At 42.9% G+C, this 26,621-nt stretch carries 16 protein-coding genes; 3 read left to right on the top strand and 13 right to left on the bottom strand.

Annotation, left to right across the window (positions count from 1 at the left end; genetic code table 11):
- Positions 1–29 precede the first annotated feature (29 nt).
- The 13 genes from R7044_RS21315 to R7044_RS21255 form a co-directional block, all read right to left on the bottom strand.
- Entirely contained in the window at positions 30–1,763 is a 1,734-nt protein-coding gene (locus R7044_RS21315) for a DUF3466 family protein (protein WP_206957982.1), read from the bottom strand.
- A gap of 7 nt (positions 1,764–1,770) precedes the next feature.
- A complete protein-coding gene (locus R7044_RS21310) occupies positions 1,771–3,690 on the bottom strand; it encodes an ABC transporter ATP-binding protein (protein WP_005377449.1) in 1,920 nt (639 codons plus the stop codon).
- Positions 3,668–3,910 carry a glutaredoxin family protein gene (locus R7044_RS21305; RefSeq protein ID WP_017821808.1) on the bottom strand — a complete coding sequence of 81 codons (243 nt, stop codon included), beginning with the start codon at positions 3,908–3,910 and terminating at the stop codon, positions 3,668–3,670. The genes R7044_RS21310 and R7044_RS21305 overlap by 23 nt, the downstream gene beginning before the upstream one ends.
- 21 nt (positions 3,911–3,931) lie before the next feature.
- Entirely contained in the window at positions 3,932–6,052 is a 2,121-nt protein-coding gene (gene rlmKL / locus R7044_RS21300) for a bifunctional 23S rRNA (guanine(2069)-N(7))-methyltransferase RlmK/23S rRNA (guanine(2445)-N(2))-methyltransferase RlmL (RefSeq protein ID WP_053350765.1), read from the bottom strand.
- A 486-nt stretch (positions 6,053–6,538) separates the two neighbouring features.
- Positions 6,539–7,081, bottom strand: a complete 543-nt coding sequence (locus tag R7044_RS21295; RefSeq protein WP_017634282.1) for a cell division protein ZapC — start codon at positions 7,079–7,081, stop codon at positions 6,539–6,541.
- 168 nt (positions 7,082–7,249) lie between these two features.
- Positions 7,250–8,260 carry a quinone-dependent dihydroorotate dehydrogenase gene (gene pyrD / locus R7044_RS21290; RefSeq protein WP_017634281.1) on the bottom strand — a complete coding sequence of 337 codons (1,011 nt, stop codon included), beginning with the start codon at positions 8,258–8,260 and terminating at the stop codon, positions 7,250–7,252.
- 311 nt (positions 8,261–8,571) lie between these two features.
- Positions 8,572–13,413: an NAD-glutamate dehydrogenase gene (locus tag R7044_RS21285; protein WP_005377441.1), complete on the bottom strand. Its 4,842-nt coding sequence runs from the start codon at positions 13,411–13,413 to the stop codon at positions 8,572–8,574.
- 201 nt (positions 13,414–13,614) lie between these two features.
- Positions 13,615–13,833 carry a DUF2835 domain-containing protein gene (locus R7044_RS21280; RefSeq protein WP_005377440.1) on the bottom strand — a complete coding sequence of 73 codons (219 nt, stop codon included), beginning with the start codon at positions 13,831–13,833 and terminating at the stop codon, positions 13,615–13,617.
- Between the two features lie 65 nt (positions 13,834–13,898).
- Positions 13,899–16,505: an aminopeptidase N gene (pepN, locus tag R7044_RS21275; RefSeq protein WP_025766613.1), complete on the bottom strand. Its 2,607-nt coding sequence runs from the start codon at positions 16,503–16,505 to the stop codon at positions 13,899–13,901.
- A gap of 226 nt (positions 16,506–16,731) precedes the next feature.
- The gene (locus R7044_RS21270; protein WP_005377438.1) at positions 16,732–17,397 is read right to left on the bottom strand and encodes a hypothetical protein; all 666 of its coding nucleotides are present in this window, start codon (positions 17,395–17,397) and stop codon (positions 16,732–16,734) included.
- Positions 17,398–17,591: 194 nt separating this feature from the next.
- The gene (gene prc, locus R7044_RS21265; RefSeq protein ID WP_033905323.1) at positions 17,592–19,598 is read right to left on the bottom strand and encodes a carboxy terminal-processing peptidase; all 2,007 of its coding nucleotides are present in this window, start codon (positions 19,596–19,598) and stop codon (positions 17,592–17,594) included.
- Positions 19,599–19,615: 17 nt separating this feature from the next.
- The gene (proQ, locus tag R7044_RS21260) at positions 19,616–20,242 is read right to left on the bottom strand and encodes an RNA chaperone ProQ (RefSeq protein ID WP_005377435.1); all 627 of its coding nucleotides are present in this window, start codon (positions 20,240–20,242) and stop codon (positions 19,616–19,618) included.
- Between the two features lie 97 nt (positions 20,243–20,339).
- Entirely contained in the window at positions 20,340–20,813 is a 474-nt protein-coding gene (locus R7044_RS21255; RefSeq protein ID WP_005377433.1) for a GAF domain-containing protein, read from the bottom strand.
- A 92-nt stretch (positions 20,814–20,905) separates the two neighbouring features.
- Here R7044_RS21255 and R7044_RS21250 point away from each other — a divergent pair, with 92 nt between their 5' ends.
- From R7044_RS21250 to R7044_RS21240, 3 genes are read left to right on the top strand one after another with little or no spacing between them, the layout of a single operon-like run.
- Positions 20,906–22,702, top strand: coding sequence for an ABC transporter ATP-binding protein (locus R7044_RS21250; protein WP_017634277.1), 1,797 nt, complete (start codon positions 20,906–20,908; stop codon positions 22,700–22,702).
- Between the two features lie 24 nt (positions 22,703–22,726).
- The gene (locus R7044_RS21245; RefSeq protein ID WP_213874484.1) at positions 22,727–23,977 is read left to right on the top strand and encodes a paraquat-inducible protein A; all 1,251 of its coding nucleotides are present in this window, start codon (positions 22,727–22,729) and stop codon (positions 23,975–23,977) included.
- Positions 23,970–26,618, top strand: coding sequence for an MlaD family protein (locus R7044_RS21240; protein ID WP_225455796.1), 2,649 nt, complete (start codon positions 23,970–23,972; stop codon positions 26,616–26,618). The genes R7044_RS21245 and R7044_RS21240 overlap by 8 nt, the downstream gene beginning before the upstream one ends.
- Positions 26,619–26,621: the final 3 nt, after the last annotated feature.

The following is a 26,621-nucleotide window of genomic DNA, read 5'->3' as shown; positions in this document are numbered from 1 at the left end:
TTGATTTAAAAATTACTGACGACTTTTAACTATTTTCTACGGAACCCAAACAATCCAAGCATGGTCAAAGCTAACCAACCAAGGCCTGCACCTTGACGCTCTGTCGTCGTTGAGTCAATGCTTCGAGATACGATGTCGTCCTTAGTTGCGTCAGCAATAGGTACTAGTTTGACTGCTACAATTTGCTCTTCAGAGCTACATGTCGCATTGTTTGCTGTTGTGCTATAACCACCTGCACATTTCATAGCAGTACCAGAGATCACACCTGCATCATTGATATCAGTTGCGTCGATAATACGGAACTGATTGTTTTGTTCAGAGTAATCACCGCCATTAGTCAAACTGTCTAGGAACCAAGCTTTTCCATTGAATAATGTTGCAGCACGTTCACTAGTCTCGCCACCTACGCTATATGGATAGATAAAACCGCGCTTACGACGTGGCTTGCCATCGTCTTCACGAGTCGTTTCCGCATCAAGTTGCCCGACGATTTCATTGTAAGAGTTGATACCGCCCATCTTACCGCCCGCACCGCTAAAGAAAATGCCAGTAGTTGGGTAAAAAGCGCTAATAGAATCCTTACGAACATCATCTACGATAAAGAGACGATTCGGAGCAGAGCCCGTTGGCATTAAGTATCCGCCCGAACGTTTCGCTTCACCAATAGCAACAAAATTAGAGTTAACGTCGGTTAAGCGTGAGTTTGTATGAACCGTATCATCACCTTCGCGCTGTCTAGCTCCTACAACAACTTTATTTTTCCAAGTTGCGTTTTCAACGCTACCTTCGGCTTCTAGAGTTCCGACAAAAACAGTCGCATTCAGGTAGTTATCATCACTGTAAGTGTTGTAACCTACGCCATAGACCGTTGTTCCATCAGTGACAAGGTCACGCATGCTCCCTTGAGCTAACCTTTCTCCATCTTTAGATGTGCCACTAGGCCAAGCCAATTCACTGACGGTTCCGCTTTGATCCCAAATCGCTGCTTTTGATGTGTGGTGAGATCCATTGGTATTGCTTGCTGTTCGAGAAACACTGCCAACAGTAAAAATGCCGTCTGTGCTCCAAGCATGGCTTTGCACAACACTTGCGTCACTATCGCCAGTAAGAATATTTGGCTCTACTGGTGCAACTACGGTATTTCGTGTTTCTAATGTAGAAGTATTTTCTGTGCTAACTTTACTCTGATTACCGACAGCTGCACCACCCTCGGTAAGCTGGTTGATAACATTGTTATATTCATTTTTATAAGCAGTAGAATCTTCTTCTATGAACGCTAACGCATTAGAAGTAAAGTCTTTACTACGTTCTTTATTCCACGGCGTCCAGTTTACTGAAGCCCAAGAGTCACAGGTGGAATAACGAAGCTGGTTGTAACAGTAACGCTCAAAGTCTTTGAGTTCTTGGATGTAATAAAAGCCAGCGTCTAATCCGAATGGGATTTCTTCACGATAGCTGTTCCCATCCACGGCTTGTGTCGCTGAAATCGGTGTAGTGCGAGTTTCCATTGCAAGTTTAAACTGCTCTGGCGTGCAGTTTGCTGCTGCATCAAAGCAGCCTAAAGCGAAAGGTGAACCTGTTGAAGGATCTGTACCTGCATCGCCCTGTTGAATTGCAACCCCGTAAGCCGTTTGGTAGTCACCGTTTGAACCATGATCCTGAGGTGAAACCTCAACAACTTGATACAATGCCGCCTGTGCGTTCATTGTGGTACCAACCATCATTGCAATGGCGGTCAATTTGAATTTATTACTACAATTCATTGAATTCTTAACTATCCTGTTGCATTGCTTCGAGTTCTTCCCATCTCTCGAATGCGATTTCCAACTCCTGCTCTAGTGCAGCAAGCTGTTCCAATACCGGCTGAGTTTGCTCTACAGGTTTAGCAAAGAACTCTGGATCGTTCACTTGCTCCTGAAGGCTCTCGATATCCGACTCTAATTGTTCAAGTTTAGCTGGTAGAGCCTCTAATTCTCTTTGCAGCTTATACGATAACTTCTTCGAATTGTTCTTAGGTTGCGTAGTTTTGGGAGTTTCCTCAACCACTTTCTCTTTCTTCGTTGGTTTTTCAACCTGACTGCGCGAAGCAAGAACTTGGTCACGCTGTTGTTTAGCATCATGATAACCACCAACGAACTCTTCGATTATACCGTTACCCTCAAAAATCCAGCTTGTTGTTACTGTGTTGTCTACGAACTCACGGTCGTGACTCACTAACAATAATGTACCCTGATAATTGGCAAGCATTTCTTCTAAAAGTTCCAACGTTTCGATATCCAAATCGTTAGTTGGTTCATCAAGAATAAGTAAGTTGTTTGGTTTCAACAAGATACGGGCTAGCAATAATCGGTTTTTCTCACCACCAGAAAGTGCCTTAACCGGGGTTCTGGCGCGCTTAGGTGCAAATAAGAAGTCTTGAAGATAACTCAGCGCATGACGCTGACGTCCCCCAACCATTACTTCTTGTTTCCCATCCGCTAAGTTATCGATCACTGTCTTTTCTGGATCCAAAATCTCTCGGTACTGATCAAAGTACGCGACTTCTAATTTTGTTCCGCAGTGTAAACGACCAGACTGCGCTTCCAATTGCCCTAGTAGCAATTTAAGTACCGTACTCTTACCGCAGCCATTTGGTCCGATAAGTGCAATACGGTCACCACGCATGATGTTAAAGCTAAAGTCGTCGACAATTGTCTTGCCTTCGTAAGCAAAAGATACATTTTCTGCTTCAAATACAATCTTACCTGAACGAGAAGCATCATCGATGTTTAGGTTAACTTTACCTTGAACTTCACGACGGTCACGACGCTCTTCACGAAGTTTTTTAAGGGCTCGAACACGGCCTTCATTACGAGTACGACGTGCTTTAATACCTTGACGAATCCACACTTCTTCCTGAGCTAGTTTCTTATCGAACTCAGCATTTTGCATTTCTTCGACGCGAAGCATTTCTTCTTTGTCATTCAAATACTGTTCGTAATTACCAGGGAAAGAAGCTAATTGACCGCGATCTAAGTCGACGATGCGTGTCGCCATCGACTTGATGAATGCACGGTCGTGAGAAATAAAGATGATCGAGCCTTTGAAGTCTTTTAAGAAGTTCTCTAACCATTCGATCGTTGTCACATCGAGATGGTTTGTTGGTTCATCAAGAAGCAATACATCAGGATCACAAACCAGCGCACGAGCTAAAGCAGCTTTACGTTGCCAGCCACCGGATAGATCGGTCAGTTTGGTTTCTGGGCTTAGTTTTAAAGCGCCAAGTACGTTCTTAACACGGTCATCAAAGCGCCAAGCGTTAGAATGATCAAGTTGCTCTTGAACTTTCGCCAAACGGTTAATGTTCTTCTCACTTGGGTCTTGAGCAACAAGATCGAGAAGATCGTGATAGATCTTCAATTGTTCGCCGATTTCAGCCAAACCGCCAGATACGTATTCGTAAACCGTACCCTCTTGATTGCGCGGTGGATCTTGTTCAAGCCGAGAAACTACTACGTCTTGAGTTATTTGAATCTTGCCATCATCCAACAAAATGTCGCCGGCAAGCACTTTCATTAACGTGGACTTACCTGCTCCGTTACGACCAACTAAACAAACGCGTTCGTTTTCTTGAAGAGCGAACTCCGCTTTGTCTAGCAATGGGTGGTCACCAAATGCAAGTTGTGCGTTATGAATGGTAAGTAATGCCATTATTATCCAACCAATGTGTGAGTTGTTCTAAGTCAAACGGCCAGTTCAACTCAGAATCTTGATATTTTAATACGGGTATTGTGACGCCGTAACGAGAAAATAGTACATCATCGAACGCAATATCAATGATATCTGTTTGCTCGGCCAAACCGACTTGGTCTACTAGAGCAAATGCCATCTCACAAAGATGGCATCCCTCCGTGCTATACAATATCAGCACGTATTAATCCTTTTGTTTATACTACGCGTGCGTTACTAGCCAACAGTTATGAATCTGTTTATTACGCGCAAAATCTAATGGTAACGTTTGAGAAGAAATATTCTGAGCCTTCAAACCCAATTCAGCGAGTGATTCTTCATCCATCTTGAAGTGACGTTTGTTATTTGAAAATACGATTGTGCCTTCACTTCTCAGTAAACGTTTGAGGTTCTTCATTAGCTTAATGTGGTCACGTTGTACATCGAATGATGTTTCCATACGCTTAGAGTTAGAGAACGTAGGTGGGTCAATAAAGATCAAGTCGTACTCACCTTTTGCGTTTTCTAGCCATTGCAAACAGTCCGCTTGTTCATATTTATGTTGGCGCCCTACACAGCCATTAAGCTGCATATTGTCTTTCGCCCAGTTCAAGTAGGTGTTTGACATATCGACAGTTGTAGTGGAACGCGCACCACCAACTGCAGCGTGCACTGTTGCACTACCAGTGTAAGCAAACAAGTTAAGGAAATCTTTACCCTGTGCCATTTCGCCAAGACGACGACGAGTGATCTTATGATCCAAGAACAGGCCTGTGTCTAGGTAGTCATGAAGGTTCACGATCAGCTTCACACCGTACTCGTTTACTTCGAGCGTCTCTGATACCTGACCTAATTTTTGGTACTGGCTTCGACCTTTCTGCTTCTCACGAACTTTCAGTACAACTTTGTTCGCTTCGACACCTGTCACCTGAATCGTCGCACGGATAATGTCCGTTAGACGACGCTTGGCTTTTTCTTCAGGGATGTTCTTAGGTGCTGCGTACTCTTGAATCACAATTTGATCGCCGTACACGTCGATCGCTACGTTATATTCTGGAAGGTCTGCATCGTAGATACGGTAGCAGTCTAGTTTCTCTTTGCGCGCCCACTTGCCAATCTTGCCAATGTTTTTCTTCAAACGGTTTGAGAAGTCTGGTGCGATTTGAACGTTAGTATCTGCACCTTTAACTTCATCAGCGCTGCGCTCGGCAATGCTGTAGTTCTTTTGGTGACACGGTAACGCACCATTGTTCAATTTAAACTGTTTATCAGCGCGCATACGAAGGCAACTCAAGAGCTCGTCTGAGCTAGAGAAGATAGATGCTTTACATCCGCCAAACTCAGATTTTAGCTGTCCACCGAATGCGGTATAGAGCGCAATCAGCCCCGGCTCAGTTCCTAGACGCTCACCGTAAGGTGGGTTTGAAACGATAACACCGTGTTCAAATCCTGCGGGACGAGTAATAGTTGCAGCATCACCTTGCGCAAACTCAATCAACTCTTCAACACCTGCTCTGCGGGCGTTTTCTTGAGCAACTTTTAATACTTTGGGGTCGTTATCGAATCCAAAAAACTTAGCGTCAACTTTCTTGACACCTCGTCTAGCTTGAACATTAGCCTCTGATTTAATCTCAGCCCAGGTCTCCGGTTCAAAATCTTCCAAAACTTCGAAGCCCCATTGTTTGCGCTTAACGCCAGGTGCCATGTTGGCTGCCATCATCGCCGCTTCAATAAGCAAAGTACCAGAACCACACATTGGATCGAGTAATGGTTGATGCCCATCCCAGCCACAACGCATGATAATCGCAGAAGCAAGCGTTTCACGTAATGGCGCACGACCCGATTCTGGTCGATAACCACGCTGATGAAGACCACTACCTACCATGTCTACCCCAAGCAACGCTTTATCTTTATGCAAACGAACGTGAATACGAATATCTGGGCGTTCTTTGCTGATATTAGGACGTGGCAAGCCTTTATTCTCAAAGCAATCTACGATGCCATCTTTGACCTTCATAGCTCCGTATTGGCTATTTCTAATCTCACGGTTTGTGCCGTTAAAGTCCACAACAAAGCGTTTAGAGCTATGAAATTGGTTAACCCAGTTAATAGTGGAAGTGGATAGATACAAGTCCATGTCGTTGTTACACGTGAACTCAGATAAAACACGTACAAATCGAGACGCTAAACGGCTCCACAAACAACAGCGATAAACCTGTTCGTTTGTCGCTTTAAATTTTACGCCTGCCTGTACTGGTTTCGCATTTTCAATGCCTAGTTTAGTCAGTTCTTCAACAAGCAAATTTTCCATGCCATTTGAAGTTACCGCGAGATATTGATTCATAGTGTTCTTTCGCTGATAAAAAATGGCTTCAATTATACCTGACTTTACGATCAATGCCTCGTTTTTAAAGGTATTTTCCCACCCGTTAGTTCAAATCATCACCACTCAAATGATCTAAAACTTTCAACATCTTTAGTTTGAATGTTTTTCATTCATGAACGTATTTTGTTTCATTTAGAAGAAGTGAATACTTATTTACATGCATTTTGGTATATACCAGTCGGGATTGGTTGATGTAAGTTACTTACAAATACCCTTTATAGGGGAATAAATAGGGTTGTTTTAGGCGCTAGGTTGCCTAATTAAAGGAGTAATCAAATTGAAATAAGTAAAATAAAAGTGACCAGCTTCATGTTTGCATGCATAGAAAACAAACAGTTTCATGGTCTTTCGGATTGGAGTGTCTGAGGAAAGGACAAAAAAAATCGACCCAATAAGGTCGATTAAGGCAAACAAAGGAACGAAATAAAGAAAAATTAAACCGCTTTAACCCACCATTGCCATAGGGGTCATTGCAAAGAGGTGGTTTGCACAAGCCATGCGATCATGCATTACTTTAATCGGCTGCCCAAATTGAAGCGCCTTATTGCCATCAAGAACAAAGGCTTCTTGGTTAACATAAGCACATAAGCTCGATGTTTCGCCTGGTTCTAGAACGATGAACATACCATCAGAATATTGATTTGTGAGAAAGACCATGTCCCCTTCTTGAGGTTCATAATCAGAGGTCTGTGCATCGAAGAACCAGCTCTTAGGCTGTACAGGTTTATGAAAACGCTTTGCAGCAACACAATACAGTGTTAATTCAGCTTGGCGATATTCACTGATATCGAGACAGCGAATGCGCTCATTAAACGTTTGAAATGCGCTGGCGTCATCAACGGTAAATTCACTGTTTGAGAAGGCACAGTTAACCAACAATTTTCGGGATAGATTGGTTTGGAAAATCATTTCCTCCCCCAGATCCAGCATTAAGCAAGCTTTTTGCTCGTCAAAATACCAATTCCATTTGTCGCTGGGTTTAAGCATTATTCCGTTCTCTCTTGACTAGTTAAATCAGTGGTAAAGAGGTAAGACGCTTAATTACCTACTCGTGATTTTTAAATTCTACAAACGAACGGATAAAAAAAAAGAGGAAACAAAGTCCTCTTTTTTATGTAACAGGTACTGATTTTTCAGTAGTTTTTGATGTATATGTTAAAGATTTTTAACAATATCACGTACGAGACCTGGGCCGTGGTAAATAAAGCCAGTGTAGACTTGAACAAGTTTAGCGCCTGCCATGATCTTTTCTTTGGCTGCAACATAGGAATCTACACCACCAACACCGATAATTGGAAGTTTGTCTCCAAGCTCTTCATGAAGCTTACGTACGACCTCCGTAGAGCGTGATTGCACAGGGCGACCACTCAAGCCACCTGCCTCATTGGCGTGTTTCATCCCTTCTACGATCGTGCGATCCAAAGTTGTGTTAGTCGCGATCACACCATCTATATTGTTTTTCAATAAAGAATCGCAAATTTGGCAGATTTCATCGTCACTTAAATCTGGCGCAATCTTTAATGCTAACGGGACGTACTTGTTGTACTTCTCTGATAACTCCGCTTGTTTCGCCTTTAATTCGGAAAGCAGTTCATCAAGCGCTTCACCATATTGAAGTGAACGAAGGCCTGGAGTGTTTGGCGATGAGATGTTTACTGCAATATAGCCAGCATACTCATACACTTTTTCCATACAAATCAGGTAGTCCTCTGCCCCTTTCTCAATTGGCGTATCTTTATTTTTACCGATATTAATTCCGAGAACACAATTGAATTTTGCTCGTTTAACATTCTCGATCAAATTATCAACGCCTAGGTTATTAAAGCCCATGCGGTTGATGATCCCTTCTGCTTCCACTAAACGGAATAGGCGTGGTTTATCATTACCTGGTTGTGGTCGTGGCGTTACAGTGCCGACTTCGACAAAGCCAAAGCCCATGGCATCAAATGCTTCAATACATTCGCCGTTTTTATCTAAACCAGCCGCAAGACCAACAGGGTTACGGAATGTTAGACCCATACACTCAACTGGACGAGTTGGTAACTGTTGGCGGTAAAAGAGATCAAGTGGTGTGCCGTTAAAGCGTTGGAAGTTCTTGATTGCAAGATCATGTGCCTTCTCGGCATCGAGTTGGAAAAAGCCAGTTCTGGCTAGACGGTAAAGCATTGTGCCTCCGAAAGAAAAAAGCCCCGTATAAACGGGACAATATTATTTACCGTTTTTCATCGTAATTCAATGAAAATGAACGTAATAAGTAAAAACCTATATCTTTATAAGATTTTTAAATATAAAACAAACAATTACAATCAAGTTTCTGCGATAAAAATCGTAACTAACCGCTTAAAAGCAATCGATTTCACTCTGTTTTAATTTCAATTCAATGTGACAATGTAACTATTTTCGTTCCAAATGTGAATAATAGATAATAAAAAGCCCCGTTAAATAACGAGGCTTTTACTTATGACTTGATTATTCCACTACTCTTTCGATGAGCAGTTGAGGTTTAAAAGTACTAGCTCTCGAAGTGCTACAGAGAACTTAGCAAATTCGTGTACTGAGCCAACTTTGAACTCGTTTAAGATACTCTCCCAGCGGTGCAACGATTGTTCGTTAGTTTCAATCCAATCTTCTAACGCAGCCATCACGTCAAGCTCTTCGGTTGAGCAGCCACAAGTCAGTACCTGAGCGGTAAGTTGACGTTGTTGCCAGTCCAGATCTTCACGGAATGCCGCTCTTGCAAGTGCTTGCCAGTTGTTATCAACGGCTTGGCTATTAATTTGCTTCAAGAACCAATGCAACGATAAACGGTCACCCAAGTTAAAGTAGAGTTTCGATGCTTGCTCAACCGTTTTACCTGTTTCACTTGCTACTGATGAAATATCCAGTGCAGATTGTAAGCTTGATAAGCGGGCAACTTGGTGAGCGAGTTTCTCTTCAACCCCTTTCTCTATCCAACCTTGAGCCAACTCATTGTGTTCTTCAACTTCAGACTCAACTAACATAGTGTCTAGGGTTTCAGTGATAACATTGACATCTTGCTTGTAGATAGCAATCAACTCACCGACCGTGCATTTGCCGCTACGGTTACGAAGCAACCAGCGTGCAATTCGACGCAGTGCTCGGCGCACGTAAAACATAATTTCGTATTGAGCTTGCGCTGTCGCAACGTTATCAAGTTTGCGAGTTTGCTTGAGGATTTCTTCTAAATCAAAGATTTCTCTAGCCGCACTGTAAGCGTTGGCAATATCGACAACACTTGCACCAGTTTCTTCTTGCAAACGAGTAACGAAGTTACAGCCCATTTCATTAACCATCTGGTTAGCCAATGCTGTAGCGATAATTTCAGCTCGCAGTGGGTGATTAACCATTTGATCTTTATAGTTACGTCGTAACGCACTTGGGAAATATTCAACAAGTTGTTTTGCATGGAATTCATCATTTGCGATTTCATCCGTAACAAGTTGCTGTTTAAGTACCATTTTACCGTAGGCAACTAACACTGATAGCTCAGGGCGAGTCAGACCTAGTCCCTGTTTTTCACGCTCGATTAGCGTTTCATCATCAGGAATGTATTCGAGAGCACGGTCCAAGTACCCTGCTTTCTCCATAGTGTGGATGAATCGAATTTGCTCCTTAACAATGCCAACACCTTGCTGTTCAGTAACAGAGATCGACTCCGACTGACGGTAAGCATCATCCAAGACAATTTCACCCACTTCGTCTTCCATAGACTCTAGAATTTGGTTACGTTGCTTAACCGTAAGATCGCCATTTGAAACCAGTCCATTGAGGAAGATCTTGATGTTGACTTCATTATCCGAACAGTCAACGCCACCTACGTTATCAACGAAGTCCGTGTTCACTCGACCGCCAGTTAGTGCGTATTCGATACGACCAAGCTGAGTCATACCCAAGTTACCACCTTCGCCAACCACTTTGGCTCTTAAGTCACGGCCGTCAATGCGCAGCATGTCGTTAGCACGGTCGCCAACATCTGTATGAGTTTCTGTCGATGATTTAACGTAAGTGCCGATACCACCATTCCAAAGCAGATCGACTTTCATTTTCAAGATCATCTTTATCAGATCGTTAGGCGCTAAAGATGCTTTCTTAGTACCTAACATTTTCTGAATTTCTGGCGTCAACTGGATCGATTTTGATCGACGAGAGAAGATGCCACCACCTTGAGAGATCAAGTCTTTGTTGTAATCTTCCCAGCTTGATCTTGGCAAATTAAACAAGCGGTTACGCTCTTCCCAGCTGCTGGCTGAATCTGGATTTGGATCAATAAAGATGTGCATGTGGTTAAACGCAGCTTGCAATCGAATATGCTTCGATAACAGCATACCGTTACCGAACACGTCACCTGCCATATCACCTACACCGATTGCAGTAAAATCAGTGGTCTGACAGTTGATGCCCATTTCACGGAAGTGACGTTTAACAGATTCCCAACCACCTTTTGCGGTGATTCCCATTGCTTTGTGATCGTAACCGTTTGAACCACCTGAAGCGAATGCGTCACCTAGCCAGAAGTTGTATTCTGCAGAAACAGAGTTTGCCAAATCTGAGAAGGTTGCTGTGCCTTTATCGGCAGCCACTACTAGATATGGGTCATCTTCATCGTGACGAACAACGTTTTGTGGTGGTACCACCTCTCCTTCAATGATGTTATCTGACACATCTAGCAGTGCACGGATAAAGCGTTTGTAACAACGCTGACCTTCCGCAAAAATTTCATCACGAGTGGTGAGAGATGGCTGGCGTTTACAAACGAAGCCGCCTTTTGCACCCACTGGTACAATTACAGTGTTCTTAACCTGTTGCGCTTTTACTAAGCCAAGAATCTCCGTACGGAAGTCTTCTTGACGATCTGACCAACGCAAACCACCACGAGCCACTTTTCCACCACGAAGGTGAACACCTTCAATATCTGGTGCGTAAACAAAGATCTCGAATGCAGGTACAGGCTGCGGAATCTCAGGAATATCGCTTGGCTTCATTTTCAAAGATAACCAAGGCTTAGGCTGCTTATTCTCGTCTACTTGGTAGTAGTTGGTACGAAGCGTCGCCATGATCATTTCAATATAACGACGAATAATACGATCATCATCCAAGCTCTCTACACGATCCAACTGCTCTGTTAGCTTTTTAATTAGATCGTTTTGGCCTTTCTCGCTGCCTTTGTGTTTCGGATCAAATCGCTTGGTGAACAGCTTGACTAGACCTGTCGCTAAGTCTGGGTAGTGGCTTAGCGTGTCTTCGATGTACTGCTGACTGAATGGGAAGCCGACTTGGCGCATGTATCGTGCGTAAGCACGAAGAATGGAAATCTCACGGCCAGATAACGACGCACCTAATAACAATCGGTTGAAACCATCACTTTCAAGATTACCCGCCCAAATGGCAGCAAATGCTTGTTGGAAACGATCACGAGCTTCACGAAGGTCAACGGTTTTCTCGCTCTTATGCAGCATAGAGAAGTCAAGGATCCAGAAAGTCTGCCCGTTGTTTTTCTCGATCTCATATGGCGATTCGCCAATCACACGCAAACCAAGGTTTTCCAACATCGGCATTACGTCAGAAAGGTGAATTGGTTCATCGCGATGGTATAACTTTAAGCGGACAGCTTTGGAATCTGCTCCCTCTTCTTGAGGTCGGTAGAACAACATACCAAGTTTATTATCATCACTTAACGCTTCTAAGCGCTCGATATCTGCAACCGCAGAACCTGGCATCATGTCCTCTTTGTATGAGCGAGGGAACGCACTCATATATTCTTTTGAAAGAGGAAGGCCTTTACTTTCACCAAAGTTAGCAATGATGGATTCTTTTAGTCTGTCATCCCAAGAGGTAGAAACTTCCATTAGATTTTGCTCGATCTTTTTCACGTCTACGTCAATGTTGTTATTGTCTACACGAACAATGTAATGTGTTCTCGCTAGTGGGCTTTCTGAGAAGTACGTTGTAAATTCAACCTCTTGCTCGCAACCAAAGTACTGCTTAAGAATGCGTTGAGTTTGACGACGCAATTCTGTGTTGTAACGATCTTTAGTGACATAAACCATGCAACTGAAGAAACGACCAAATGGGTCTTTACGAACAAACAAACGCAGCAAGTCACGGTCTTGCATTTGTACAACACCCATTCCCACCTCAAGCAGCTCTTCTTCATTAGCTTGAAGCAACTCGTCGCGTGGGTAGTTTTCTAAGATATTGTGCAATGCTTTGTATGAGTATGATCCGTGGCGGTATCCACTTGCTTCAAGGATACGGTCAACTTTTTCACGGATCAGAGGAATACTTTGTACCGCTTGGTTGTAAACGGCGGAGGTATATAAACCAGTAAAGCGATGCTCACCTATTACTTTACCGTTTTCATCAAACTTTTTAATACCGATGTAATCAGTATAAGCCGGACGGTGGATACGAGATGCTTTGTTACCTTTGGTGATGATCAGAGCGTATGGTTTTTTCGCTTCTAATCGCGCTGAATCTGATAATTCAGAGAGCTTGACGCTACGCACGCGCTTGTCATCAGCAAACAGACCTAGTCCTTTTTCTTTAGCAGGAACAAGTTCGGTATCACCATTGACCTCTTTTAAGTCATAATCTTTATAACCCATAAAGGTAAAGTTATGATCTTCTAGCCAACGAAGAAATGCGATCGTTTCATCCATACGATCAGTTTGGATAGAAACACGATCTTTATTTTTCTCAAGTTCATCAGTAACAAACTTAAGCTTATCAACCATCTGCTTCCAGTCATCAACGACTAAGCGAGTATCAGATAGAATTCTTAACAGCTCTTCTTTAAGCGCTTGCATCTCGTCTTTACTAGTAAGGCGGTCTACCTCTATGTGGAAAAGTGATTGAAGAACACCACCCTCACCGTTTACGTCTGTAACTTGGCCTTTTTTATCACGCTGAATCTGTGTTGGGTTATTCAACATTAGGTGACAAACAAGATCCAAACGTGCTAAAGCCATTTTGACTGAGTCCACTAAGAATGGACTATCTGGAACAACAATTTCTACGATTGTGTGTGTGGATTGCCAGCCTTGACGACTTACGGTCGGGTTAAATACTCGAACCGAAATCTCTTCTGGTTTTTTTTCATTGATATGGTGCCAAAGGCTAACGACAGCACCATAAAGGTCGGATTCGTTTCGCTGAATTAGATCATCATCAGCAATGTTACTGAATAAGTGTTGAGCAAGTTTAGTTACAAGCGTTTGGTGAGAAAGCTCGAGTTTGTCTTGAATCAGTTGGTAAACCTTTTCAAGCAGAACCGGCACTACATTTTCACGCGCGGTCATATTCACACTCCACATTAGAATTGTTGTTTTGTAGGGGGACTTAGTAGCTAGGTTGTTACCTTAGAAACTAAGCATAGGTAATGCATGTGCCCATTGTAAAAGCATAATTACAAATGTTTAACAACTAATCGTAGTGGTAAGAGGTGAAATGTCCGATTCTGTGACTAAGATTCCTATTTAACTCTCTGCAAATACAATACATCACAGAGTTTCTAACTTAAGAAACTTATTATTTTGGTCAGTTGTTAGTCTAAACTGGCCTCTAACGCCCAATTGACTAAGAAATGGTCTAAATCTCGCGGCGGGTAACTGCAAACGCAAACCGTTGTGTGTGACAACTTGAACAACACTTGCCGCACCAGAATAATGAGATAAAAACGTTTGATATGAAATGTTGAGATTGAAGTAGTAATAGTTCATGAAGTGAAAACTAAGTGACATAAACAAATAAGGTGGTCTTAATGACCACCCTATTGTGTTGTTTACTATTCGTCTAGTGCTTTAGTCACTTTTTCGAATAGATCTTTAGCAAGATTATCCATTGCTTTGAGCTTTTCAAGTTCTGCACGAATCATTGCTTGGCGAGCTTCATCGTATTTACGGAACTTAAGCAAAGGATCAATCATTCGAGAAGCTACTTGTGGGTTCGAATCATTTAGTTGGCGAAGAATTTCACCGGCAAATTGGTAACCTACACCGGATTTATCATGGAAACGTACAGGGTTCGCACTTAAGAACGAGCCAATTAAGCTGCGCGTACGGTTCGGATTTTTCAAACTAAATGCTTCGTGGTTCATGGTTGCTTTTACTTTTTCAAGAGCATCCTCTGCAGGATTGCTACCTTGCAGTGCAAACCACTTATCCATAACCAAACCATCGTGCTTCCATTTATCGCTATAATCAGCCATAAGTGCTTCACGACACTCGAGCTGAGCGTTATTTGCAGCACTCATCGCAGCAATCGTATCTGTCATGTTATTTGCAGATGCGTACTGCGCGTTGACTAAATCATTACCTTTTTCCGTATATGCTAGGTACTGAAGGCAACGGTTACGTAAAGCACGCTTGCCAATAGCAGCATGGTCGATCGTATACTCTGTTTGCTTAAGCGTGTGATAAGTCGCACTTAGCTCATCTTCTAATTCCTTAGAAAGTGACACTGTAATGCTGTTTAGCACTTTGTCTACGGCATCGATATCAATTTGCTGGTACCAACCAGTAATCTCATTGATTGAAGGCATAGAGAAAACTTGAGCAATGAAAGCTGGCTCAAGCGTTTCATCCAACAGCACACCGCGGAAAGCATCTATCACACCTTCAGAAAGCGATACTTCTTGTCCCGCTTGAACGTTTTTCACATTCTGACGAATGTATTTAGCCAATAGCATTTGGCTAGCGTCCCATCGAGCAAAATCGTTCGTTGCGTGCTTCATCAAGAAGACTAACTCGTCATCGCTGTAATCGTATTCTAATTTGACTGGTGCCGAGAATTCACGCAACAAAGATGGCACTGGCTGTTCTTCGACATTTTCAAATACGAACGTTTGCTTATCTTGTTTAATATCCAGCACGTTATTAACTGATTCACCGTTAATCACCAGTGGGATAACTCGACCTTTCGAATCATACAACTCGATATCGAACGGAATATGCAGCGCTTGTTTTTCTGCTTGGTCTTGCGTCGGCTCCGTAAATTGCTCTACCGTTAGTGCGTAAGTTTTTGCATCAGCGTTGTATTCGCTATTTACGCGCAGCGTTGGTGTACCCGATTGGCTGTACCACAGACGGAACTGTTTTAAATCAACACCGGTGGCATCTTCCATTGCAGAAACAAAGTCTTCACACGTCGCGGCGGTACCATCGTGACGTTCAAAATAAAGTTTCATTCCTTTTTGGAAGCCCTCTTCGCCAAGGAGTGTATGGTACATACGAATAACTTCGCTGCCCTTTTCATACACCGTTAGCGTGTAGAAGTTATTCATCTCAATGACTTTGTCAGGACGAATCGGGTGAGACATTGGGCTTGCATCTTCCGCAAATTGAGGACCACGAATAATACGTACGTTATCAATACGGTTATCAGCACGAGAGCCTAAGTCAGAAGAGAATTCTTGGTCTCGGAATACGGTTAAGCCTTCTTTTAAACTTAGTTGGAACCAGTCACGACAAGTGACACGGTTGCCAGTCCAGTTGTGGAAGTACTCATGACCGATCACAGCTTCGATGCCTAAATAATCACGATCTGTCGCAGTTTGATCGTTCGCCAGCACATATTTTGAGTTAAAAATGTTCAAGCCTTTGTTTTCCATTGCACCCATGTTGAAGAAATCAACAGCAACGATCATGTAAATATCCAGATCGTATTCTAGGCCAAAGCGTTCCTCATCCCACTTCATCGAGTTGATCAGCGATGTCATCGCATGGCCTGCACGATCTAAGTTACCTTTATCAACAAAGATTTCTAAATCAACACTGCGACCTGACATCGTTGTATATTTGTCACGCAATACATCAAAGTCGCCTGCAACAAGGGCGAACAAGTAAGCTGGTTTTGGATGCGGATCCTGCCATTGAACCCAGTGACGACCGTTCTCTGCATCGCCTTCTGCAATTCGGTTACCATTGCTCAGCAAATATGGATAAACCGCTTTATCTGCGATCACTTTTGTTGTGTATTTTGCTAGAACATCCGGACGGTCTAGATAGTACGTGATACGGCGGAAGCCCTCAGCCTCACACTGAGTACAAAATGCGCCGCCTGATTTGTACAAACCTTCGAGTGCTGTATTCGCTTCAGGATCAATTTTGGTGACGATTTCAAGTTCAAACTCGGATGGAAGATCGGTCAGTACCAGCGATGACTCCTTCACCTCGTGATGAGCCCAATCCTCACCATTTACTTTTACAGCGCGTAGCTCAAGCCCTTCGCCATCGAGTTCTAGCGTTGTTGTATCGCCTTTTTGAGCAACTTTTGATACCGCCGTAACGATTGTGTCATTGTCATATAGATCAAAAGTAAGATCGATATCAGTAATCGCATGAGATGGCTCTTTATAATCTTTACGATATTTGGCCAGGGGAGCTTGAGACATGAGCATAAATCCTTGTATGTCGAACAACAAAAATACCAGACTGCATGATCAAAAATGCAGTTCTGGTATCACTATATAAGCTATTTGTAGGGGTTGTGGTATCAGAATACAAGTCTTTCCATCAAAAAACGGAGCTTTTAGTGCTCTAGCTCCGTTTTTTGATTAACATTTAAACAACATTAATGACTTACCGTACGCACGCGTAATTTGGCGCATGTTAAAGGCATCATGGCGTAACTCTATTGAGTACGGCGTACATATCACCATTGGAATCTTCGATCGTTAGCTCATTCTTGTTGAGCTTATACGTGGTTCCATGCTCGCCATTTTCATACAACAGAACCAGAAACTCATCTTCTGTGTAAAACACACCTTGTTTGATGGACTCATCCCCTTCTTCGTTCGAAACCCTAAACATGAACACGAAATCAGGTTGAAGTATCAAATCCATCTGATTAATGTTGTTTGCCACAAGACCGTCGCCAGATACGTGAGAGCTAGACCAAATACCTGCAAGTGAATTGGATAATCCCTTAGTGAATGTTACACCATTAAGATCAAGCGTATTATGGTTGTTGCGATAGGCATAAATTTGAGGCTCGTCGGTGTTTAAACCAAGAACGATTGTGTCTTCATTTGCGTTATACAGCCCTTCCCAATGGTCAACGGAATAGTCTTTCTTTTGAATATCAATAGAAAAGCTGTAGTCAGAACCTAATGAGAGTTTGATCGCACGAAAGTTTTCAGCCGACTCTTCGGGGTTTGGGTTCATCAAATACCAGTCTCCGATGAGAAACGGCGTGTCAAAGTGACTTAATTCATCTTCTCTGGTGTTTTCTCCACCAAACACACTAAAGCAGCAAAAGCTAAGTAAAATAAAGAACCACTTCATATCGGCATCCTTATCGTTTTCTTTTAGCTTAGCCAGTAGTCCTCACTTTCGCGAAATTTTAGATGTAGATCACGTAAATTATTGGGGGAAAATAAGCGAATATCTTGCTCGATATCGAGACAGCGGAAGACAAAAAGGCATAAAAAAAGAGTGAATCTGAAAGACTCACTCTTTTTATTCTAAATTGCCAGTTCTTATGACTGATTTTCCTGCTTAAGTAGATCGACCATAATCGCGACAGACTCATCTAAATAAACATCAGGAGCCTCGTAGTCTTTTGGTATGTCATCCAATGTTTTGAATGCTTTTTTACCCAAAGCAGCTTGACGTTCATTTATGCGTTGTAATCGAAGTGCTTCCGCTTTATCCGATTCAGCTTTACGAACTTTCTCGTTCAAAGACAAAGTATTATCGTCTTTTTCTTTACGATATTTCTCGATGTCTTCATTGATAAAGCGGAACTCCATCTCATCAGAAATACGCTTGTTATGAAGAGCAGTAAGTTTTTCAACTAAGGCGTCGTTACTTGGAAACGTTTGATATTGTGCTTTATCAATCTGATCCCAAGGTAAAGCATTGTCTTCAACACTTTCACCAGTTTCAGAAGCCTCAATTGGCGTTGGGTACGAAATATCTGGTGCAACACCACGATTTTGCGTACTTCCACCGTCAATACGATAAAATTTCTGAATCGTGTACTGAACATAACCTAGCTCTTTATCGAAAAGATCATAAATATGATTCAGTGAACGATGTTGCTGAACTGTACCTTTACCGAAAGAGTTTTCACCTAAGATGATTGCACGATTATAATCTTGCATTGCCGCTGCAAAAATTTCAGATGCTGAAGCACTGTAGCGGTTAATCAATACCGTCAATGGGCCATCATAACTCACTTTTCCATCGGTATCGGCATTCACCTTGATGCGGCCATAGCTGTCACGGACTTGAACTACAGGGCCTTCTTTAATGAATAGACCTGTCAATGCCGTTGCTTCTGTTAGCGCACCACCGCCATTGTTGCGTAGATCAACGATTACGCCGTCAACGTTTTTGGTTTTCAACTCAGCTAGTAATTTATCGGTGTCTTTCGATAAGCCGACGTAGAAACTTGGTACTTCTAAAATACCAATCTTCTTACCGTCTTTTTCGATGATTTCTGACTTAACCGCACGATCTTCTAAGCGAACTTTGTCACGAACAATTGTGACAATGTAACTCTTAGCATCGTTACCTTCTGGCAAGATCTGTAGATTAACCTTTGTGCCTTTAGGGCCTTTGATTAACTGAACAACATCATCCAGACGCCAACCGATCACGTCGACAATTTCTTCACCGTCTTGTCCAACACCAGTGATTCGGTCCCCTTCACCAAGTTGCTTACTCTTTGAGGCCGGACCGCCAACAACAAGTGAACGAATTACTGTGTAATCGTCTGTCATTTGCAAAACGGCGCCGATGCCTTCTAGAGAAAGATTCATTTCCGATTGGAATTGCTCGGCATTACGTGGAGAAAGGTAGCTTGTATGAGGGTCAACCTGTCGCGCGAAGGCATTCATATACAACTGAAATGCGTCTTCATTGTTGGTCTGTGTGATGCGCTTCATCGCATTGTTATAACGCTTCTCTAAAACTTCTTTAATCTCTGGCCACTCTTTGCCAGTCAGTTTCAGATTTAACGCGTCATATTTCACACGCTTGCGCCACAACTCGTTGAGCTCTGCTTCGTCTTTTGGCCATGCGGCTTCAGAGCGGTCTAACTCTATCTCGTCATCGGTATCAAACTTGATCTCTTCATCGAGTAGAGTTAACGCATAAGCAAAACGATCGAAACGCTTCTGCATTGAGAGGTTGTAAACATCAAAAGCAATTTGGTTGTTGCCCGATTTAAGCTGATCATCAAGCTCGACTGACCAATTTTTAAATGAATCGATGTCTGCTTGAGTGAAAATATTTCTATTGTAATCAAGCAACTCTACATAGCGTTCAAAGATCGCTTTAGAGAAATCATCATTGAGGCTGAAGTGCTTATAATGAGAGCGGGTAAATCGCGAGGTGACTCGTTTGCTAGCTGTTTCATGCTGAACTTCAGGAGAAAGAACCGGCAGGTCATCTTTATGTAGTTTGGCTTCAAGAGCCTGAGCTGATGCTGCTAGCCATAAGCTAGCAGCAATCAGGGTCACTTTTGAACGGCAATTCATGCGTAGGAGTATCTCCTTTATGCGCGCAAGTGCTCCGCTTTCACAACCATTTGTAGGCCGTTAGCAAGTTGAACACGTACATCATCCTTATTGATTTCAACAATGGTCGCTGCCATGTTTCCTTTGCCCATGTTCACGTTAACTGCGTTACCTACTGTGATTTCATCAGCATTTAGAGCGCGCGTTTCTACAGGCTTAGTTGGTTTTTGTACTTTTGGTTTATTAGTACGACGAGGCTGTTGAGGCTTTTTAGCCGCAGGTTTCGCTTTCGCCTTACCCTCTTCACGAGCTTTTTGTGCTTGTTCTTTACGACGAGCCTGAACTTTCGCCTTGCTTTCTGCAAGTGTCGCTTTCGCGTGTTCAACGTGCTCTTCTTCTAGCTCACCACAAGGGTTGCCATCTAGGTCTACACGTACTGCACCTGGTTTTACACCGTGTAGGTAACGCCATGATGAAGTGTACTGTCTTAACGCTGCACGAAGCTGTGTTTTGCTTACTTTTTCGTCTTCATTTAGACGTTCCGCAAGATCTTGAAAAATACCAATTTTCAGAGGTTTTGCTTCACCTTCTAAAGTAAAGCACTTAGGGAAACATTCAGCAATATATGCAATAACTTCTTTGCTGTTTTTTAACTTTTCAGTCATGAGGGGTCCTGATTTGAGCGGATTTCCGCGAGCATTAAGAAAAAATATTCTCGTATTATAGTGACATGCCAAGGAAAAACCACACTCGAAGGCTAATTTATGCGTCGTTCGCGTGTGAATTAAGCAGCTTTTCTACTTCAACCATGAAATGAGTGAGACCTTCTTCGTCTGTTTCATTAAATCGGCCAATACTTGGACTATCAATATCAAGTACACCAACCACCTTTCCATTAATAGAAAATGGAATCACAATTTCTGAATTGCTCGCTGCATCGCACGCAATATGCCCCTCAAATTCGTGAACGTCGTATACTCTTTGTATAGTATTAGTTTGTGCAGCAGTACCGCAGACGCCTCGACCCATTGGGATACGAACACAAGCTGGTTTTCCTTGGAACGGACCAAGAACAAGCTCTTCACCTTTTGTTAGGTAAAAGCCTGCCCAGTTAAGATCGTCAAGTTCCATGAAAAGCAATGAGCTCAAGTTTGCTAGGTTCGCAATAAAGTCTGGTTCAGACTCAATTAGAGCAACAGCTTGTTTGGTTAGTCTTTGGTATTGTTCTAAGTTCATATTAACTTCCTACTTACTATAAAAGCTTCCATTCTCAATGTATGGCGCTAAAATGCAGCCCTACTTTATAATAGGACTTATTCTCAATTACAATGCTTCTGAAAAATGACACTATTAGCCGTTCTTGGTTGATAACACAAGTAAAAAAGCACAAGTCCAAGCTGATCATAGCGAACTTGATAGCGGTGCTTGCAACCTTGATTAGTGTTCCAATCCCCCTCCTCATGCCTTTGATGGTTGATGAGGTCTTATTGGACCAACCTGCAAAAGGCTTAGATGCCATGAATGCCATTCTCCCTGAAGCGTGGCACACTCCGACAGGCTATATTTTCTTCACCCTGTTCTTGGTTGTTCTTATGCGAGCTGCGAGCCAAGGATTAAATATCCTTCAAAGCCGACAATTTACGCTTGTTTCAAAAACCATCACGTTTGAGATGCGCAGTAAAATGATCGACAAACTCGGCCGTATCAGCATCCGACAATACGAAACCAAAGGTAGCGGAGGAATCAACGCACACCTTATCACTGACATTGAGACCATTGATAAATTTATTGGTTCTACGTTAGCAAAATTCGTTATCAGTTTTCTGACTGTTATTGGTACTGCTATCGTTCTACTTTGGCTCGATTGGCGACTTGGTCTGTTTATCCTGTTAGTTAACCCTATTGTCATTTACTTCTCACGTAAACTAGGCAGTATGGTTAAACATCTGAAACGGAAGGAAAATCATTCTTTTGAAATTTTCCAAAACCGCTTAGTTGAAACATTAGATGGAATCTACCAACTACGCGCGGCCAATAAAGAGCGAGAATTCCTCCAACAACTCAAAGACAGTGCGAACCAAGTTCGCGTTGATGCAGACAAGTATGCTTGGCAATCTGAAGCGGCTGGTCGCGTATCTTTCCTTCTCTTTTTGATCGGCTTTGAATTATTCAGAGCTGTCGCAATGTTAATGGTCATGTTCAGTGACCTTACTATTGGCCAAATATTTGCCGTTTTTGGTTACCTATGGTTCATGCTGTCTCCTGTTCAAGAGTTGCTTGGGATTCAGTTTTCTTGGTATAGCGCTAAAGCGGCATTAAAACGCATCAACGACTTATTAGAGTTAGAAGAAGAGCAGAGACCGGTTCCTAAGGTAAATCCTTTCAAAGAAGGTAGAGAAGTTGATGTTAAAGTAGAAAACATTAATTTCTCTTACAATAATGAAAACAAAGTCCTAGATAATCTTTCTTTACATATGCCGGCAGGAAAGAAAGTGGCGTTGGTTGGTGCAAGCGGCGGTGGTAAGTCAACCTTGATACAATTACTTATTGGGGTTTACCGTCAAAACTCCGGTAGCATTCGCTTTAATGATGAATTAACAGAAGATATTGGTTTTGAAGTAATTCGCGACAAAATTGCCGTGGTATTACAGCAACCTATACTATTTAACGATACCTTGAGGCATAATCTAACGCTTGGTGGGAATTTTGACGAAATGTCACTTTGGCGTGCGCTTGAAGTGGCTCAGCTGCAAGATGTTATTTCTCAACTGAACCACGGCTTGGATACTCAAGTTGGTCGTAATGGCATTCGTTTGTCAGGAGGTCAACGACAACGGCTTGCCATTGCTAGAATGGTGCTGAGTAATCCTCAATTTGTTATTTTAGACGAAGCCACGTCTGCGCTAGATACCGCTACTGAAGCGGCTTTACACAAAGCACTGACCGAGTTCTTACGTGGTAGAACAACATTAATCGTTGCGCACCGACTATCCGCTGTTAAACAAGCCGATTTGATCTACGTGCTTGAAGATGGGAAAGTGACGCAAACAGGTACTCATGGTGAGTTAGTTGAGCAAGAAGGCTTATATCAAACCTTATATGGGGGCATACAGTCCCACGCTTAAATCGTTCAAGCTAGAGAGGTCGTTATGATCTCTCTGTCTAAGCACGCCATGCAACCCAATAACGTACGTCTGTGCCAAGGTTGTGAATTGCCTGTCGACATCGTCGACTTACCCCATGGCAAAAATGCACACTGCCCTCGTTGTGGTACACAATTATATCGCGGAGGTAGCCCTAGTCTCTCTGGTAATCTAGCCGTCGCGATAACCTGCATCCTACTATTTATTCCATCGCACTTTTTTAACTTTATTAGCATCCGACTCTTTGGTGTGATGATTCCGGCAACCCTGCCTTCAGGGATGATCACATTGATGGAAGAAGGATTTGTTCTTCTTTCATTGCTCATTCTATTTTGTAGCTCTCTAGCGCCACTGACGGTTTGTGTTTCAGTGGTAACGGCGCATATTTCTTTACATCAACGATGGTTCCGTGGGCTTCGTATCTCACTGTGGCTAATTCAACATTTGAAGCATTGGGTTATGTTGGATGTGTTCTTAGTTAGCATCGCCATTTCCTGTTTTAAACTCCAAGATTATTCCGACATTTTCGTCGGTCCAGGGTTAATTGGTCTGGTTCTTTTGCAGATATTTACCGTTTTGTTAGTTTCAAGAATCAGCGTGCGTCGTTATTGGGAAGCTTGGAAACCAGAAAGTTTATATGCTTTTGAGCATAAAGATGTGCATTGCCATGAATGCCACTTGTCCCAGCCTGAAGGTGACCATTGCCAGCGTTGTCATCACGAGTTATATCATCGCAAGCCAAACTCCATTCAGAAAACATGGGCTTACCTCATCGCAGCAACGGTCGCCATCTTCCCTGCTAACCTGATCCCTATTTCCATCTTGCTTACCAATGGTAAGCGTTTGGAGGACACTATTTTTTCAGGCGTGGCTGGTTTGGTAAAAAGCGGCATGTATGGAATCGCTGCGATCATTTTTGTTGCCAGTATCGTTGTCCCGGTGATTAAAATACTTGGGCTCGCCTACATCATGCTTTGCATCCAATTCAAACGTTCGGTGTTTAAGAGACAACGAATGATGGTTTACTTTGTTGTTAAATGGATCGGTAAATGGTCTGTGATGGATTTGTTTGTTATTTCTATCATGATGACTTTAGTCGATCGTGGTCAGATACTGGATTTCACACCAGGATATGGCGCCGTAGCATTTGGTGTTGTCGTAGTGTTGACCATGCTTGCAGCAGAAAGTATTGATCCAAGGCTAATCTGGGACCAAACAAGCCCAAAACAATCAGAAAAAGAGTCAATGAATGAGTGATCAGAACAGTTCTCAAACGTCATACGTACCAGATGTAAAGCGGAGTAAAGGCATATCTCCTCTTTGGCTGTTGCCAATTTTGACCATGGTCTTAGCTGGCTGGCTTGTGGTGAAGTCGATACACGATGCAGGACAACGAGTGCAAATCTATTTTTCTGATGCCGCTGGTCTTGTCGCCGGCCGAACCACTATCCGTTACCAAGGATTAGAAGTCGGCATGGTAAGAGACATTAACCTCACCGAAGATCTCGGCAGTATTTATGTCGATGCTGATATCTATCCTGAAGCTGCAAAGTTACTGAACGATAAAACACGCTTTTGGTTAGTAAAACCAACAGCTAGCCTAACGGGAGTTTCCGGACTGGATGCGCTCGTCTCAGGTAACTACATCTCGATTCAACCCGGAGATGGTCAAGAGTTTGAGACAACATTCCATGCGTTAGACTCTGCCCCAACAGATTTACGCGTTTCTCAAGGTTTGAATATTAAGCTCAAAAGCCGTGATTTAGGTGGTGTATCGGTTGGTTCTCAAATTGTTTATAAGAAAATCCCAATAGGTGAAGTGTACAGTTACCAGCTAGATGAAGATGCAAAATCTATCACTATTCAAGCCAACATTCAGGATCAATACCGACATATCATTAACAACCGCAGTCGATTCTGGAACGTCAGTGGAATTGGTGCCAGCATCGGTTTTGAAGGTGTCGATGTAAGACTAGAAAGCATGAGTGCCTTACTAGGTGGCGCCATCGCCGTCGACTCTCCGGATGATGGTGAGCCTGTAGAAGAGAACACCGAGTTCCGTTTGTATAAAGATTTGAAAACTGCTGGTCGAGGCATCGCGGTTAAAATTGTCCTACCTGATGACAGCAAGATCAGCGGAGAAGGCGCTCCAATTATGTATCGCGGAATTGAAATTGGCCAAGTTACGGACTTGAGCCTTTCCGAAGGTCGAGAAGTGATATTGGCGTCAGCGGCAATTCAACCCGCTTTTAGTGACATGCTGACGACAGGTACTCGATTTGTCTTAGAAGAAGCAAAGGTGTCCCTTTCTGGTGTTGAAAACATTGCTAATTTAGTGCGAGGAAACTTCTTAACGATCGTACCGGGCGCGGGTGAACGCTCTCGCCGCTTTACTGCGATTCGTAAAAACGTGTTTAACCAACAGCAAGAAAAGTCCATCGCGATTCGGTTGGTGTCCGACAATTCGTTTGGCCTAGATAGCGGTGCCAATGTACTTTATAAAGGCATCGTTGTTGGTTCAATCATCAAAGTGGGCCTAGTCAAGGAAGATAAAAAATCACAACACGAAGTATTTATGGATGTATTGATTGACCATGAATACAAACATCTGATCAAATCAAACAATCGTTTTTATGTAACCGGCAGTGCATCAGCAGAGTTAACTGAATCGGGGCTCAGCGTTACCGTTCCTCCAGCAAAGCAGTTGTTAACCGGGTCAATTAGTTTTGTGAGCGAAGGCAAGCAGGATATTCAAAAAGAGTATCAACTGTTCCAAAATGAATCATTGGCTGAATTGGCGCAGTACAATCAAAGTGGCTCTAGGGCGCTAACACTATTTGCTTCTGAATTGCCGCCGATTTCCAAAGGCAGTCCTCTACTCTATCGTAATCTTCCAGTTGGTAACGTCTCCGATTTCCAACTAGTTGATGGCGGAGTACTAATTAAGGCTACTATCGAAAACCGCTTCGCTTATCTTGTAACGCCACAAACCGTTTTTTGGAATCGTTCAGGGATTGAGATAGATGCATCATTAGCCGGAGTCAGTGTGAAAGCGCACCCTTTAAAATCGTTAATCGAAGGTGGCATCGCTTTTGACTCCGTACCAGGCGTTGAAAACAAAATCGGAGAAAACTGGAAGCTGTATTCTGATCAAAAAACCGCTCGCAAGTTTGGGCGCGTCATTGCTTTAGAAACCGACGGTTCGCAAGAGATTGCTAAAGGAATGCCGATTGAATATCAAGGTGTTAAAGTTGGTGAAATCACTCTGGTTGTACCGAATTTTCGTCGTAACATGGTTGAAGTCACTGCAAGGATCCTACCTGAATACGTAGAAAACATTGCAGTTGAAGGCTCACATTTTTGGCTAACTGAACCAGAAATTGGTTTAGGTGGCGTTAAAAACCTCGGGGCGTTGGTGTCGAAATCCATCAGTGTTGAGCCAGGTAAAGGTAAAGCTAAATTTGATTTTCAATTAGAAAATACTTCCGAACGCGTGCATGGAATCATGTTTACGTTACAAAGTGAACAGAGAGGCTCAGTACAAGTCGGTACCCCTATTCTTTACCGCCAGATGGAAGTTGGCCAAGTGACCGACGTAAGCCTAGGAGAATTTGCTGATCGCATCGTCACGACTATCAAAATACAGCCTGAATATGCTTACCTCGTTCGTCAAAACAGTGTGTTCTGGAATGTTTCAGGAGTAGATGTTTCCATCGGGCTTACCGGCGCTAACATCAAAGCGGGAACCTTTGATAGTTTAGTTCGCGGAGGAATTGCGTTTTCAACGCCAGAGCAATCGACTATTCCACCAGCGGCAAACAGTGGGCAATCTTTCTTTTTGTATCCACAAGCTGAAGAAGGTTGGACTCAATGGCGTACAGCGATTCCTAAGCCGTAGAAT

The sequence above is a fragment of the Vibrio sp. 1402 genome (genome assembly GCF_033340275.1).
This window is presented reverse-complemented; position numbering and strand designations above follow the sequence as displayed.